The organism is Vibrio diazotrophicus, assembly GCF_038452265.1.
GTDB lineage: Bacteria > Pseudomonadota > Gammaproteobacteria > Enterobacterales > Vibrionaceae > Vibrio > Vibrio diazotrophicus.
The window spans coordinates 963,201-976,330 of record NZ_CP151843.1 but is presented as its reverse complement, the minus strand read 5'-3'; the positions used below and the strand labels follow the sequence as shown (position 1 = coordinate 976,330).

Here is a 13,130-nt window from a genome sequence, read left to right as displayed (position 1 = left end):
AGGGATGTTTGGAACATTCCACTACTTAAGAAAGTAATCAAAGGGCTATTTAAAAATGGTTAACCCGCAAGAAAAAACTATCTCAATAGACTTTGCTTATATAGGTGGAAAAACGGGTGGTATGTGCAAATTGATGGTATCGCGTATATAGGGAATTGAACTTGAGAGTGTCTATCTTCGTTTCAGCCAGTTCGGGCTGAAGCATTTCTGCCTCATTCCGCGTTAACGAAGATATCTCCTTAATCTGGGCGTAAGGCTATTTTGAGTAAATTTAGCTAATCCATGGTAAAGGCTGCTACTTACTAACACTCTGACTAAAAATTGAAGTGACTAAATAAACGAGGCATGATGGTTACAATCTAACCGGTTCGTTTTGTAACGTTCCAGAAAAATGCTTAGATTTATGGAGATTAAATAATGGACTATTTGTTATTTGTACTGATATGCATTGTAGCCACATTTACGCCCGGCCCAGCAGTTTTTCTAGCTGTAAAGAATACCGCTATCTACGGATTAAAAAAGGCACTTTCGGGTATGTTTGGCAACGTGTTGGCTATGTTGAGTATGGCTGCATTATCGGCTGCGGGATTGAGTACGGTGATTCTCACTTCCGAATATCTGTATTTGGCTATAAAAATACTAGGTGGTTCGTATCTTATTTATCTTGGAATTCAGTATTGGATTTCTGATAAAAGTAAAGTTATTACCGATGGAATTTATACTACTAATAAAAGCAACCTTCGCTTATTTTTAGAGTCCTACCTTGTAGGAGTAACAAATCCCAAAGCAATCGCATTTTACACAGCTTTATTTCCTCAGTTTTTAGACGTAGAACAACCAATTATGCAGCAATTTTTTGCGCTTTCGCTGACGTTTGCTTGTTTTTCTTTCTCAGCTCTTTTTTCTTATGCTCTTGTTACCTCTAAATTTTCAAGTTTGTTCTCCAGAAGTCATTTGAGCAGATTAATTAACAGGGCTGCGGGTACAATATTTATTGGCTTTGGTATCTCATTGCTATCGAGCAACAAAGCATAGCTAGGCATTTAAATCACGTTTTTCTCGTTTGAGAAAGTCCAGTATTACCGCTAAGCGTTTTTTAACTCATAGATGTTTAACGCTGAGCCAGTTGATCAGGCTAGCTCATATTTGCCCCTTTGTACGCTAGACCTTTTACTCATTCACATGCTGTGAATGTGTGTTTGCTTTACCAAAACTTATCCATTCTTATAGCGCTGTTCACTGCTAACCCTACGGGGGTAAATCTCACCATGGTTATAGGGTTTGATACAAAGCAAGCCACAGCTAATGCAATAAAGTTATTATGCAATTAGTTTAATTACTGATAATGTGGATAGTGGTTCAATGTTAGCCAATGTACAGAGCGTTATGTCGTTTTTTGAGCATGGAAGGGCCGTTCAGCATACTCAATTTCATAACTAAATCAACATAGATAGCTATCAGTGTTGGGGTTATCTTTTCATTAATATGCGGAGTTAAACTTGAAAAAAATTGATCTCCACTTGCACACAGTTTCAACAATTAGCGATGCTGATTTTACATTTTCATTATCTAAGTTGTGTGAGTATATTTCGACGGCAAAACTGGACGCAATAGCTATCACAAATCATGATATGTTCGATTTAGAACAATTTTATCAAATTGATAGTGCTGTCGATTGCGTAGTGTTTCCAGGAATAGAAATTAATCTCGACAATGGTCACGTTCTTCTTATCTCAGAAAATCAAGACCTAGAAGACTTTCAGCTCAAGACTATGGAGGTTACTAAAAGAATCAGAAACATTGGTGATTCTATATCTACAAGTGACCTGCATGAAATCTTTGGCGATCTTAATAAATATTTGATTATTCCTCACTACGATAAAAAGCCATCTCTATCAAAGCGTAGCCTTAGTGAGCTAAGCGATTACATTTCAGTTGGAGAGGTTGATAGCCCTAAAAAGTTTATTCGTCTTTGTAAAGACGACTCTGAATTAACACCTGTTTTATTCAGTGACGTAAGGATCAAAGAAGGGTTGCGTACATTTCCTCCACGTCAAACTTATATCGATTGTGGGGAGGTTACCTTAAAGTCAATTAAATCGAGTTTGAGGGACAGAACAAAAGTTGCACTGTCAGAAGCTGATGGTAACCGACTTTTTCAAGTCTTTGACGATGGTCTGCATTTGTCTACTGGTCTTAATATCATTCTTGGAATGCGTTCTTCGGGTAAGACTGTTACGCTTAACCGAATTCACCAAGAGTGTGAGAATGTAAAATATATACCTCAATTCTCTCTCGTTCAGCGGGATGATGCTAGTTATGATAGAGAGTTTAATCAGGGACTTGCTAGAGAAAAAAGTAATTTTTCGGACAAGTATCTGAGCGCCTTTAAGGGCGTGCTGGATGATGTAATCGACATCGACATCGAGCAAAACAGACGTAAGGTATCTGACTACCTCGACAGCTTGATGAAACTAGCTGACGATGCAGGAAAACGTGATGCATTTTCAAAATCCTCTCTGTTTAATGAAAGCCTTTTTGATATCACTGATGATAAAGGTCTCAGTGATCTTATCAACTCTACTCGACTGCTCATTGATAATACAGAGTACAGAGCTGTCATTGATAAACATGTTAACTTAAATGGGCTAAAAGCACTTATTTGTGAGCTTATAAAAATATTCCGAAGCAAGAGTCTTGATAGGAAAAAGAAAGGCGCAGTCAACGATATAGTGAGAGATGTAAAGAATAAACTTCAACTTCGCTCATCATCAACACAAATTAAAGATGTTGATTTATACAAAGTAATTTCGGAACACCAAAAGGTTAAAAGATTTAATGAGATCACAAAGCTCTTGCAAGAAGATAAAGTAATTCAAAAAGAGTATGTGCAAAATTTTACAGTTATTTGTAAGCAACGTCCTTTTAATGGTGCTGGTGAAGTAAAAAACGTTAGTGGAGTGAAAACCGCTTTTAAAGATGCGTTTGACCAATATCTATCACCATATAACTATTTAGTTGAGTTGAGAAATAACGAGGCTTTGACTCCATCTGAATTATATAAATATTTTACGTGTATAGAGTATGAAATCCTAAACAAAGATGGCTTTGCGGTTTCTGGAGGTGAAAGATCTGAATTTAGATTACTTCAAGAAATTAAAGATGCACAGAATTTCGACTATTTGCTGATAGATGAACCCGAATCATCTTTTGATAACCTATTCTTAAAAGGTGAGGTAAATCAGATTCTTAAAGATCTTTCTAAGACAATGCCTGTTGTTGTCGTAACCCACAACAATACTGTAGGAGCCTCTATAAAACCTGATTATATAGTTTATACATCTAAGGAAATTGAAGATGGAAAAATCATATACCGCAGGTATTCTGGGCATCCATCAAATGTCCACCTAAGTTCTGTTGATGGGAAATCAATAGACAATTTTGACATAACAATGAATTCTCTAGAAGCTGGCGAGAATTCTTATAATGAACGAAGAGGCGGATATGCAAGCATTAAAAATTGATAATAACCAAGGTTACTTCTTAAAAGATGACGATACTTATGAAGTTATTGATAAGCTTGATAAGACAGCCTTGCTTCATTTGGTAAACCTATCTTTGGAAGATAATTTTTCAATTGAAGATTACGATGAGGCCAAAATTAGAAATCAGGCTCATGCGATTATTTATAAAAGTGTAAGCGAAAAGTTGTTAGATTTATTTGAAAAACGTCAACAGTTTAAAGATGAATCCGAAGGCCTCTATAGGGAGGAATATGAAAAATATAGTGTTGAGAGCCTATAATAATCTTCTAAGTTTTACTTAATCAGACAGAGCTTTTAGCTAGCGCAAGTTTACTGCTTGCGTTGGCTCTCATACCTATTTTTCATACCCATGGTTATTCATGGTTTGCTAAATAAGTAATGTCACTGACACGGAAATGTCCAAAAATGTGACAAAACAAAAAGGTTGGTTGTGTGTGATCACCGAGCGATTCTGTCGGCCAAAAGGTAGTCTGTAACATTCAGCAGCAGAAAAGTTCTAATTTTTAATGTCACAGTTTTAAACTTTACTATCAGAGTTCCGGTCTTAGTTGCCCAACGACAAAAATTCCCTATGGTAAATCGAGTTATCTCGACAAGGTATTGTGGCAAAACCTATGATGGGCAATCATGTTTGACGATTTTAAGGGACAGAGAAGAGTAAAAGTGGTTTCGTATAATGGCTTAGCTATGATATTGATGCGTATAGACTAGGCTTAGCTGAAACGCTAAATCAGAAACTTTAACCTCATTCACCATTATGGCTTATGAGAATGAGCTGGAAGGAAACCTTATGATTAATATTGCTTTTTTTAGTACGAAGTCTTACGACCAAGTGAGTTTTGAGCAAGTAAAAAACCGTGAAGATATATCCTATCATTTTCATGATTTTTTACTCACCAGCAAAACCGCACAAATTGCACAGGGTTGCGAGGTGGTGTGTGCTTTCGTTAATGACGATTTGTCCCGCGAGGTTATCGAGCAATTGGCGAGTTATGGCGTGAAAATGATTGCCATGCGCTGTGCGGGTTTTAACAACGTCGATTTAGAAGCTGCTAAAGAGTTCAATATTGCAGTTGCACGCGTACCAGCCTATTCACCAGAGGCGATCGCTGAGCATGCTGTTGGGCTAATGATGACCTTAAACCGACGTTTTCATAAGGCCTATCAACGTACAAGAGAAGCAAATTTTTCGCTAGAAGGTCTCGTTGGTTTTAATTTTCATGGTAGGACAGCGGGCATTATTGGTACTGGAAAAATTGGCTTAGCCACGATAAGAATCTTAAAAGGCCTTGGAATGAATGTGTTGTGCTACGACCCTTTCCCAAGCGACGTTGCTCGAGAACTTGGTGCCAGTTATTGCAGCTTGAATGATTTAATTGAACAGTCTGATGTCATTTCACTTCACTGCCCAATGACACCAGATAATTACCACCTTCTAGATAAAGCAGCCTTTGATAATATGAAGCATGGCGTGATGATCATCAATACTAGTCGTGGAGAGTTATTAGATTCCTCTGCGGCAATTGAATCGCTTAAAGAAGGACACATCGGGGCACTTGGTCTTGATGTCTATGAAGCTGAAAAAGATCTATTCTTCCAAGATAAATCGAATGATGTCATCGTGGATGATGTATTCCGCAGGCTGTCAGCCTGCCACAACGTTATTTTCACCGGGCATCAAGCTTTTCTAACCTCCGATGCACTAGATAATATTGCTGTAACCACATTAAATAATATTGACGCATTCATCCATTCAAAACCGAGCTCAAATTTTTTGTAGACAGGTTTTTTATTTTACGGGTCACTTTAATTGTTTAAATACACTGAATAAATCATTTCACCTAGATACCGGTTTAATGGGCTCGGCGCTGTTTTTAGATGATTAAGGCTCTATATAGCACGTAACTCAAATGGTCCATTACTGTGCAACTCGACCATCGGATAAAAGTGGTGGTCGGTCCGTTTTGGAATATCTGAAGTTATCCGAAGGCTTGATTATGCGAGATACTCCCAACACTTTTTTGTCTAAAGTCGTTTTAAAAGGTTTTATACTTGTTCCTGAAGCGGATTTGGATGCCGTTAAACAAGAATTGATCAATCACAAAAGGCTAACGTTGCAAGAACAAGGGTGTTTAGTCTTTGAAGTGGTTGAAAATGCCTTTAACCCTTTAAGGTTTGATGTTTATGAAGAGTTTTTAGACAAAGCTTCGTTTGAACAACATCAGCAGCGTGTTAAAGCGTCTTATTGGGGGGAAGTCACGCGAAATGTCGAGCGTTACTATGAGATTGTTGAATAATTTCCCGGGGAATTCTGAGATAGATAAGGTCTTGTTTGACCTTTCTGTTAAACTGCCCCTCCAATTTTTCTGTTACTGAGAAGCACCAAATGAGCCAACCGCAAGCTAACAATCCATTACACGGTCTAACCCTAGAGAAAATTCTCACTCAGTTGGTCGAACACTATGGCTGGGAAGGTTTAGATGCTGAAATTCATTTGAATTGTTTTTATAACGATCCTTCAATCAAATCATCGCTGAAGTTTTTACGCCGCACTCAATGGGCGAGAGACAAGGTAGAAGCTCTTTATATTCGAACCTTCAGTTAAGACATCTGCTAATGGACTTAATGTGATTGGGTAATGTACCTATATGACTTCGTCAATGGGTTTTGATGCAGGTAAGCGCGGGTCTTGATTCCTTCTACGTTCATAATTCACGGCATGCTTCTTACCTTGACGTCGTTCAATGACGATCCTGCGCTCAGCTTGATATACACCATCAACCAAGACGGTTTCCGTGATGTAAGGCACCTTCAGTTTTTCCACCATAAAATCAGTCCTCATTACTTATGAGATCACAAGCATAGTTGAGGTTAAGGTCTTTGTTGAACCAACAGCCGAAAATACTATGTCAAATAAGTAAGATTTGTTTTAAATTGAGCAAATATTGTTTATCAGTTGAAGCGCAGATCAACAACAAGATGACGTCATGGAGGACGTATGCTCATTCGTAAAGTATCGAGTTCAGATATTGATTCAATGGCTCGGATCTATAATCACTATATTGCTACCACCACCATATCTTTCGAAGAATTGCCTGTAAGCACAGAAGAAATGACCAACCGCGTTGAAAACGTGTTGAGTCTGGGGCTGCCTTGGATCGTCCTAGAGCAAGACGGTGAGGTGAGAGGTTATGCTTACGCTAACCAGTGGAAAGCCCGCAGCGCATACCGCTATACCGTTGAACCTTCTATATACGTTGCCCATGAAATGAAAGGCAAAGGTATCGGTCGTTTACTTTATGGCGAGCTATTGGAGATATTGAAAAGTGCGGGTTTCAAAAATGCTGTTGGTTCTATCGCTCTTCCTAACCCTTCAAGCGTGGCTTTGCATGAGCGCATGGGGTTTAAGAAAGTTGGTGAGTTTAACAATATAGGATTTAAATTTGATCAACAGATCTCAGTAGGTTACTGGCAGCTAGAATTTAACAGCTAGAGCGACAATCACGTTAGTGAAGATAAGATTGCTGATCCTATTAACCACAGTATTATGCTAGGTGTTATTTGTTGAGCCTGTGGCTCGCTTTGTTTAAAATGGCCTACTTTTTTTATATCAGGTCATAAAAATGAGCGAAAACAACTCTAAACCAGCTTTACCAGATCATCTATCAGGCAATCCACGCAGCCCACATTTCGTTGCTGAGTGTTTTGAACACCATATTGGTATTCGTCTTAACGGTAAAGAGCGTACTGATGTTGAAGAATACTGCATCAGTGAAGGTTGGGTAAAAATTCCTTCACCAAAAGCGAAAGATCGTTGGGGTAACCCAATGCTAATCACTCTAAAAGGTGAAGTAGAAGCTTTCTACAAGTAAGCCGCTCTTCTCTTTGGCGAATATTCACTATTCGCCACTTGAATTCGATACATGGGGTGCAAGCTCTATGTATCTTTCTTCTCAGTTTTCATTTCCTATATAACCTCCTAGTACGAAACCCGCCTCTGTTGTGAATAGCTATCGTGACATTGTCACTTGCTGTTTGTGTTACCTTCGAATGATCGACGTGTTTGTTTTTTCAACTGACTAAAGCAATCCCAACAATTATTTATATCACTGATATTAAACTGTAATTTCTCAAGAGTTTCGCTTGCTGAAACTTCCCGAAATCCAATAGAGTGCTAGGCTTAAATAAAGTGTGGAATCAAGTTGTTGCCAACTGTTGTTTGAGAATATGTTTTGATAACAATCACTTATTGAAGGAAGGGAAAACAATGAAACAACATGAAAAAATCAATTACGTTGAATATGCCGCGAAAGATTTAGTTGCCACTAAGACTTTTTTCTCTATGGTTTTCGGCTGGGAGTTTATTGATTACGGACCAGACTACGCTGCGTTTTCCGACCAAGGGATTGATGGTGGCTTTTACAAAGCAGACGCTTGCAGCCTAAGCGCCAACGGCGGTGCACTACTGATCTTCTACAGTGCTAACATCGAGGAGACATTAGAAAAAGTGCTGCTCAATGGGGGAGAGATCGTGCGTCCTATCTTTGAGTTTCCTGGAGGTTGCCGTTTTCACTTTACAGAACCTAGTGGCAATGAGTTTGCTGTTTGGTCCGAAGGTTTAGGCGAACAATAACGGCTAAACGCTGGTAGTGAAGTCATGCACAAATGATTGGTTTTACAAAATCAGGTCCAAGCAACTGGGCAGAAAACTATCTCTTCGACTTTTAATGAATGACGGTAAATCAACAGGTTAATTTATTTTCTTGTTGAATCTTTGTTGCATAACTATTACGTTCAGTAAACGATGATGTTCTCCCTATAAAGAGAGAACATCTGTCTCGCTTACAAAAAGTAAAAAGGGTCAGGGATAGTTGTGGTAACGATTGAAAAATACAGCCCAATTAGGGAAGAAGAAGCCAGCCTATTGAGTGTTCTAAGCGACCAAGCTCAGTTTACGGTCAGTAATGTTCCCAAAGTGGTTGAACAGTTAAAAGAGACCGAACATCCCCACCTTATTATTTTTGAAGATAAAGCAGTCGGCTTCTTTTTGATCGATCTGGATTACTCTGAGAAATATCAGTTTGGACAGCATAGGGCGATAGGCGTAAGAGCTTTGTTGGTCGACCAAAAATATCAAGGCAAAGGTATTGCGACCCAAGCCATTAAAGCGTTACCAAGCTATGTGACGAAGCACTATCCCGATTATGAAGTCATGCAGTTAACGGTAAATTGTCGCAACAAGGCCGCTTATGCGTGTTATTTAAAATGTGGTTTTGTGGATAGCGGTGAGTTGTATATGGGGGGACCTGTCGGCCCACAACACATCATGCAGTTCAGTTTATAGATAAAAGCGTTAAGTATCGTGTTTAATAAATCGTTGGAGCCAATCAGATGGAATTAAAAGTCTTTGTGGTGGATGCATTCACTGATAAGAAGTTTCAGGGAAATTCAGCCGCAGTCGTGCCCGTAGCTGAATGGCTTTCTAGCGAACTTATGCAAAATATCGCGGCGGAGAACAATCTATCAGAGACGGCATTTATCAAAGCTCTGGCACCCAATAGATACCAAATACGTTGGTTTTCGCCACTGACGGAAATTGATTTCTGTGGGCACGCAACGCTAGCCGCATCTTATGTTCTTTTCCAATTTTTAGGCTGTGAAGGACAGATTGAGTTTGTTACCTCACAAGTTGGTGAACTTCAGGTTAACCAACGGGATGACGGACGAATTGAAATGAGCTTTCCGAATCAGCTCCCACAAATCATTGAAGATATCCCAGCTGCATTGCTGGAGGGTTTATCGATTAAGCCAGTAAAAGTGCTCAGAAACAGGCAAGCGTATTTCGCTGTTTTGCCGAGCGAGCAAGATGTGCGAAATGTCGAATATTACAGCGAACAACTTAAGTTATTAGCACCCTATGATGCCGTGGTGACGGCTCAATCGGAAGGCGAGTTCGATTTCATTTCACGATATTTTTGGCCAGCAAACGGCGGAGATGAAGACCCTGTTACCGGTTCGATTCACTCAGGGCTTGCTCCTTACTGGGCTGAGCAACTCGGAAAGCGTGAACTTGTCGCCTATCAGGCATCAAAACGTGGTGGAGTGCTTTATTGCCAAGTGACTGATGAGCGAGTGCTCGTGTCCGGATTTGGTGTGCTTTACTCTCGTGGAACTATTTACATTTAGCTCTCAGAGAAATACGTGGCAGAGCTAGGAAGAGAAAGATGAATTCGAAAGCAGACAAAGTGGCGGGGAGTTCCCCAGCATCACCTTGTATTCGTCAATGTTGTTTGGATGAACAAGATATTTGTGTTGGGTGTTTTCGAACGATAGAAGAAATCATTCATTGGAGTGCGTCTTCTGACGCAGAAAAAACTCAGATTATAGAGCGATGTAAACAGAGAAAAGTGCAACGCAAACGTTGTTAATTAAAGAGAGTGTTGGAGTATTTATGACCGTTGAAATTCGAAGGGCTGAGCCATCAGATGCAAGAGCCATCAAACAAATTTATGAATGTAAAAATGCCTATTCGAGTACACTCCAACTCCCTCATCCATCGCTGACTTTGTGGGAAAAGCGTACGACGGATGTGCCAGATAACGTGTTTGTCTATGTTGCGTTAGTGGATGGAGAAATTGTTGGCAACTTGGGTTTTGAAGTTTGCACCAGCCCACGCAGGCGTCATGTGGCTTCTCTGGGTATGGGAGTGAAAGACGATGTTCAAGGCCGTGGCGTTGGTAGCGCGTTGCTTGCCACTGTGATTGATCTGGCGGACAACTGGCTGAATCTAAAACGGATTGAGCTGACGGTATACAGTGACAATGATCGGGCGATTAACTTATATAAAAAGTTTGGGTTTGCTGTTGAAGGTGAATCGAAGGCGTACGCATTTCGTAATGGTGAATACGTCTCTGCCTACCATATGGCGCGGGTATTGGATTGATTGTGAGGATGTATGATGATCACCATACGAGAAATGGATATTTCTGATTATCAAGCCGTAATTGAGTTATGGGGACAAACCGATAATTTGTCACTCAGAGACGCCGATTCTGAGCAAAACATCGCGGCGTATTTAGAGCGAAATCCTGCACTCAGCTTTGTCGCTCTTGATGGCGATACCATTGTTGGTGCGGTGCTTGTGGGCACAGATGGACGCCGCGGATATTTACAACACCTAGCGGTTGATGATCGCTATCGTGGGCAGAGAATAGGGCAGAGGTTGGTTGATCAATCCATTCGCGCATTGGCGGAGCTCGGTATTTCGAAAACCCATTTATTTGTTTTGAATGATAACCATAGTGCCAAAGGGTTCTACGACAAACTGGGTTGGCATCCGCGCAATGAGATAACTATGTATTCGTTTAATAGTTCAGACAACTTAAACGTCTAGCCAATATCTGCTCAAACTGAAATAGAAACGGCGCTAGTAGCGCCGTTTTTTAATGCTTTCGAACTTAATACAATTGTCGTGATTACCACATCAAGTCATCAGGTACGACGAAATCTGCGTACGGATCATCTTCTGCTGGAATATCCGCTTCAAGTGCTTTTTGTTCGATGACAGTGTTGTCATCACGCATGGCGATTTTATTTGCCACGCCACTTGGAATCACTGCGTAAGTCTCTTCATAACGAGCAATCGCGACAATACCTTTGATCAGTTGATCGCGGATCAGTGATGTTACATACAGAGACTTCACAAGCGTTCCGTCAGTGAAGTTGTACTTGATATCGCCATCAGCAATATCAATTTTGTTCATTTCTACTAACTGCTTAATTTGAGCGCTGATTTCTTTGCTTAGACGCTGCTCTTTTTGTTGCAGACTCAGTTCTTTATCACGTTCTAATTGAGCGCGTTTGTTCTCTTCAACCGCCGCTTTAACTTCACGCGCCTGTACACGAGATTTCTTCGAACCTTTTTTTGCTTTTTTTAATTTTTTCTCATTAACCAAGCCTGCTTTTAGCATCTGTTCTTGGAGAGTTAGCTTTGCCATCGATATGTCCAGTTCCTCAAATTTGTGCCATTTTAGCGGCTCAGGCCAAGCAAATAAAGCATCGACTGACATTGTTATCTTTTAGCGTCAACTGAGTGAATGGCGTCACCTCCCAATACCGCATCTTATTGTTCGAGATGTGATATTTATGCATTGCGAGTCCATGCACTGGACGTTATATTCAAATTTTGGCTCGTACCATTTAATAAATTTCCACGTGGATCTGAGATATGGAATTAGAGTTATTAGAAGAAAAACATTTCCAATCACTTTTTGAGTTTGAGAAGAACAACCGTGACTGGTTTGAGCAATTTGTGCCTCCAAGGCCACCAAGTTATGAGAGTTTTGCTAGCTTTCGCGATATCACGAACAGTTTGATTGAACAGCATGAGGAAGGCACCGGATACTTCTACGTGGTTGTTGAAGACGGCGAGGTGATTGCCCGCGCAAATATCATTGATGTAACGGATGACGAATGCGAAATCGGTTATCGGGTTTGCCAAAAGTGGAGCGGTAAAGGTGTTGCCAGCTTTGCTGTGAAACAACTGATTGAAATTGCTCGTGATGAGTTGGATCTTAGATTGCTAACGGCAAAAGCCGCTACCAATAACCCCGCCTCTATGCGTGTGCTTGAAAAAGCGGAATTTGTTCGCGTAGGACAAGAGAAGAATGCGTTTGTGCTTAATGGCAAAACGTTGACTCTTGCCTGCTATGAGAAAACCCTAAATTAATCAACTTAATTCGTCTCAACATGGTGGCTGTTTAGGAGTTATTCAGCCACTTGACCATGAGAGTATTCCAACTTCACTTCTGAATAAGCATCGATGATGTGCTGCACATCTGCAGAGTTACCACTTTGGATGCGTCGATAATGGTTTAATGTAGCCCTCAGGTATTTGTCTGCTGAAGCGGCTTGCTGTTCACTGTTGCAATGCCAAATACGGCTGCCCGTTATCGCGACGGGTATTCTTTCTTCCGCATTGGTTGAAACGTATATGATTTCGTAGAAACGGCTATTCTCTTCAAGCAGTGCTTCATCTATCAGTCCGAAATCGAGCTCAATCAGTTTTTGCCGTAAGGCGAATTGGTGATGGACTGGGCACAGTAAGAAGTCGATTGTTAGATTTGAATACTGACGGCGTATTTCACTGATGAAGTGCATCATTAAATCACCACCCACACCGGCAATAATTATAAGATGTTTACCTGAGTATTGTTCTAGAGGCAATTTGGCAACATCTAAGCAGTGGGTATGCCATTTAGACGATGAATGAGCATAAAAGCGCTGTAGTTTACTTTCTACCTCTGCCATTAGGCTTGGAACAATATCAACAAAATGGATATTGGCTGCTGCTTGTCTGTTTAGTAAGGAAGCGCCAAGAAAACCGTGGTCACAACAGCAGTCCCAAATATGGTCATAAGATGCTGTGATCATCTGGTCAATTTGTTTGAGTCGTTTGCTGAGTTTCAACTAATGTACCTAAAACCTATTTCAACGGGCGCATTCTAGAGGTTTTTTACACGTTAGAAAACAGATAACAAGGTGGCGAGTTCAGAGGCGATATGTGGTGAGAGGATGAAGATCATT

At 40.3% G+C, this 13,130-nt stretch carries 18 protein-coding genes; 15 read left to right on the top strand and 3 right to left on the bottom strand.

Annotated elements, in window-relative coordinates:
* The first annotated feature begins 417 nt into the window (after nt 1–417).
* The 6 genes from AAGA51_RS19725 to AAGA51_RS19700 all read left to right on the top strand — a co-directional run bounded on the left by AAGA51_RS19725 (nt 418) and on the right by AAGA51_RS19700 (nt 6,150).
* Nucleotides 418–1,035: a LysE family translocator gene (locus AAGA51_RS19725; protein WP_042485793.1), complete on the top strand. Its 618-nt coding sequence runs from the start codon at nt 418–420 to the stop codon at nt 1,033–1,035.
* 464 nt (nt 1,036–1,499) lie between these two features.
* A complete protein-coding gene (locus AAGA51_RS19720; RefSeq protein ID WP_042485796.1) occupies nt 1,500–3,524 on the top strand; it encodes a PHP domain-containing protein in 2,025 nt (674 codons plus the stop codon).
* On the top strand, nt 3,505–3,804 hold the full coding sequence (locus AAGA51_RS19715) for a hypothetical protein (protein ID WP_042485800.1): 300 nt from the start codon (nt 3,505–3,507) through the stop codon (nt 3,802–3,804). The genes AAGA51_RS19720 and AAGA51_RS19715 overlap by 20 nt, the downstream gene beginning before the upstream one ends.
* A gap of 531 nt (nt 3,805–4,335) precedes the next feature.
* The gene (locus tag AAGA51_RS19710) at nt 4,336–5,325 is read left to right on the top strand and encodes a 2-hydroxyacid dehydrogenase (protein ID WP_042485802.1); all 990 of its coding nucleotides are present in this window, start codon (nt 4,336–4,338) and stop codon (nt 5,323–5,325) included.
* Nucleotides 5,326–5,566: 241 nt separating this feature from the next.
* A complete protein-coding gene (locus AAGA51_RS19705; protein ID WP_042485976.1) occupies nt 5,567–5,842 on the top strand; it encodes a putative quinol monooxygenase in 276 nt (91 codons plus the stop codon).
* Nucleotides 5,843–5,931: 89 nt separating this feature from the next.
* On the top strand, nt 5,932–6,150 hold the full coding sequence (locus AAGA51_RS19700; RefSeq protein WP_042485806.1) for a VF530 family DNA-binding protein: 219 nt from the start codon (nt 5,932–5,934) through the stop codon (nt 6,148–6,150).
* A 39-nt stretch (nt 6,151–6,189) separates the two neighbouring features.
* On the opposite strand, the gene AAGA51_RS19695 is transcribed toward AAGA51_RS19700, so the two are convergent.
* Nucleotides 6,190–6,387 (bottom strand): hypothetical protein, encoded by a 198-nt coding sequence (locus tag AAGA51_RS19695; RefSeq protein WP_342291577.1) that lies wholly within the window; start codon nt 6,385–6,387, stop codon nt 6,190–6,192.
* Between the two features lie 156 nt (nt 6,388–6,543).
* Between AAGA51_RS19695 and AAGA51_RS19690 the strand changes: the two genes are divergently transcribed.
* The 8 genes from AAGA51_RS19690 to AAGA51_RS19655 all read left to right on the top strand — a co-directional run bounded on the left by AAGA51_RS19690 (nt 6,544) and on the right by AAGA51_RS19655 (nt 10,938).
* A complete protein-coding gene (locus AAGA51_RS19690) occupies nt 6,544–7,038 on the top strand; it encodes a GNAT family N-acetyltransferase (protein ID WP_042485812.1) in 495 nt (164 codons plus the stop codon).
* A 130-nt stretch (nt 7,039–7,168) separates the two neighbouring features.
* Nucleotides 7,169–7,417, top strand: a complete 249-nt coding sequence (locus AAGA51_RS19685) for a DUF3297 family protein (RefSeq protein WP_042485816.1) — start codon at nt 7,169–7,171, stop codon at nt 7,415–7,417.
* 395 nt (nt 7,418–7,812) lie between these two features.
* Nucleotides 7,813–8,178: a VOC family protein gene (locus tag AAGA51_RS19680; RefSeq protein ID WP_042485818.1), complete on the top strand. Its 366-nt coding sequence runs from the start codon at nt 7,813–7,815 to the stop codon at nt 8,176–8,178.
* Nucleotides 8,179–8,418: 240 nt separating this feature from the next.
* A complete protein-coding gene (locus tag AAGA51_RS19675; RefSeq protein WP_042485821.1) occupies nt 8,419–8,889 on the top strand; it encodes a GNAT family N-acetyltransferase in 471 nt (156 codons plus the stop codon).
* A 47-nt stretch (nt 8,890–8,936) separates the two neighbouring features.
* Nucleotides 8,937–9,731 (top strand): PhzF family phenazine biosynthesis protein, encoded by a 795-nt coding sequence (locus AAGA51_RS19670; protein ID WP_042485823.1) that lies wholly within the window; start codon nt 8,937–8,939, stop codon nt 9,729–9,731.
* A gap of 38 nt (nt 9,732–9,769) precedes the next feature.
* Nucleotides 9,770–9,973, top strand: coding sequence for a DUF1289 domain-containing protein (locus AAGA51_RS19665; RefSeq protein ID WP_042485825.1), 204 nt, complete (start codon nt 9,770–9,772; stop codon nt 9,971–9,973).
* Nucleotides 9,974–9,996: 23 nt separating this feature from the next.
* Nucleotides 9,997–10,488, top strand: a complete 492-nt coding sequence (locus AAGA51_RS19660; RefSeq protein ID WP_042485826.1) for a GNAT family N-acetyltransferase — start codon at nt 9,997–9,999, stop codon at nt 10,486–10,488.
* 15 nt (nt 10,489–10,503) lie between these two features.
* Nucleotides 10,504–10,938, top strand: a complete 435-nt coding sequence (locus AAGA51_RS19655) for a GNAT family N-acetyltransferase (RefSeq protein WP_042485828.1) — start codon at nt 10,504–10,506, stop codon at nt 10,936–10,938.
* Nucleotides 10,939–11,020: 82 nt separating this feature from the next.
* Here AAGA51_RS19655 and AAGA51_RS19650 read toward each other — a convergent pair whose 3' ends face one another.
* On the bottom strand, nt 11,021–11,542 hold the full coding sequence (locus tag AAGA51_RS19650; RefSeq protein ID WP_042485978.1) for a DUF2058 domain-containing protein: 522 nt from the start codon (nt 11,540–11,542) through the stop codon (nt 11,021–11,023).
* 230 nt (nt 11,543–11,772) lie between these two features.
* Here AAGA51_RS19650 and AAGA51_RS19645 point away from each other — a divergent pair, with 230 nt between their 5' ends.
* Complete coding sequence (locus AAGA51_RS19645; RefSeq protein ID WP_042485830.1) at nt 11,773–12,273, top strand: GNAT family N-acetyltransferase; 501 nt, start codon at nt 11,773–11,775, stop codon at nt 12,271–12,273.
* A 38-nt stretch (nt 12,274–12,311) separates the two neighbouring features.
* On the opposite strand, the gene AAGA51_RS19640 is transcribed toward AAGA51_RS19645, so the two are convergent.
* Nucleotides 12,312–13,013, bottom strand: a complete 702-nt coding sequence (locus AAGA51_RS19640; protein ID WP_042485832.1) for a tRNA (adenine(22)-N(1))-methyltransferase — start codon at nt 13,011–13,013, stop codon at nt 12,312–12,314.
* Nucleotides 13,014–13,130: the final 117 nt, after the last annotated feature.

What these genes read in the sequence shown, in the direction of transcription:
- AAGA51_RS19715 (WP_042485800.1), top strand. Translation starts at nt 3,505, where the DNA reads ATGCAAGCATTAAAAATTGATAATAACCAAGGTTACTTCTTAAAAGAT.
- AAGA51_RS19690 (WP_042485812.1), top strand. Translation starts at nt 6,544, where the DNA reads ATGCTCATTCGTAAAGTATCGAGTTCAGATATTGATTCAATGGCTCGG.
- AAGA51_RS19695 (WP_342291577.1), bottom strand. Translation starts at nt 6,387, where the DNA reads ATGAGGACTGATTTTATGGTGGAAAAACTGAAGGTGCCTTACATCACG.
- AAGA51_RS19680 (WP_042485818.1), top strand. Translation starts at nt 7,813, where the DNA reads ATGAAACAACATGAAAAAATCAATTACGTTGAATATGCCGCGAAAGAT.
- AAGA51_RS19670 (WP_042485823.1), top strand. Translation starts at nt 8,937, where the DNA reads ATGGAATTAAAAGTCTTTGTGGTGGATGCATTCACTGATAAGAAGTTT.
- AAGA51_RS19645 (WP_042485830.1), top strand. Translation starts at nt 11,773, where the DNA reads ATGGAATTAGAGTTATTAGAAGAAAAACATTTCCAATCACTTTTTGAG.
- AAGA51_RS19650 (WP_042485978.1), bottom strand. Translation starts at nt 11,542, where the DNA reads ATGGCAAAGCTAACTCTCCAAGAACAGATGCTAAAAGCAGGCTTGGTT.
- AAGA51_RS19655 (WP_042485828.1), top strand. Translation starts at nt 10,504, where the DNA reads ATGATCACCATACGAGAAATGGATATTTCTGATTATCAAGCCGTAATT.
- AAGA51_RS19665 (WP_042485825.1), top strand. Translation starts at nt 9,770, where the DNA reads ATGAATTCGAAAGCAGACAAAGTGGCGGGGAGTTCCCCAGCATCACCT.
- AAGA51_RS19685 (WP_042485816.1), top strand. Translation starts at nt 7,169, where the DNA reads ATGAGCGAAAACAACTCTAAACCAGCTTTACCAGATCATCTATCAGGC.
- AAGA51_RS19700 (WP_042485806.1), top strand. Translation starts at nt 5,932, where the DNA reads ATGAGCCAACCGCAAGCTAACAATCCATTACACGGTCTAACCCTAGAG.
- AAGA51_RS19660 (WP_042485826.1), top strand. Translation starts at nt 9,997, where the DNA reads ATGACCGTTGAAATTCGAAGGGCTGAGCCATCAGATGCAAGAGCCATC.
- AAGA51_RS19725 (WP_042485793.1), top strand. Translation starts at nt 418, where the DNA reads ATGGACTATTTGTTATTTGTACTGATATGCATTGTAGCCACATTTACG.
- AAGA51_RS19710 (WP_042485802.1), top strand. Translation starts at nt 4,336, where the DNA reads ATGATTAATATTGCTTTTTTTAGTACGAAGTCTTACGACCAAGTGAGT.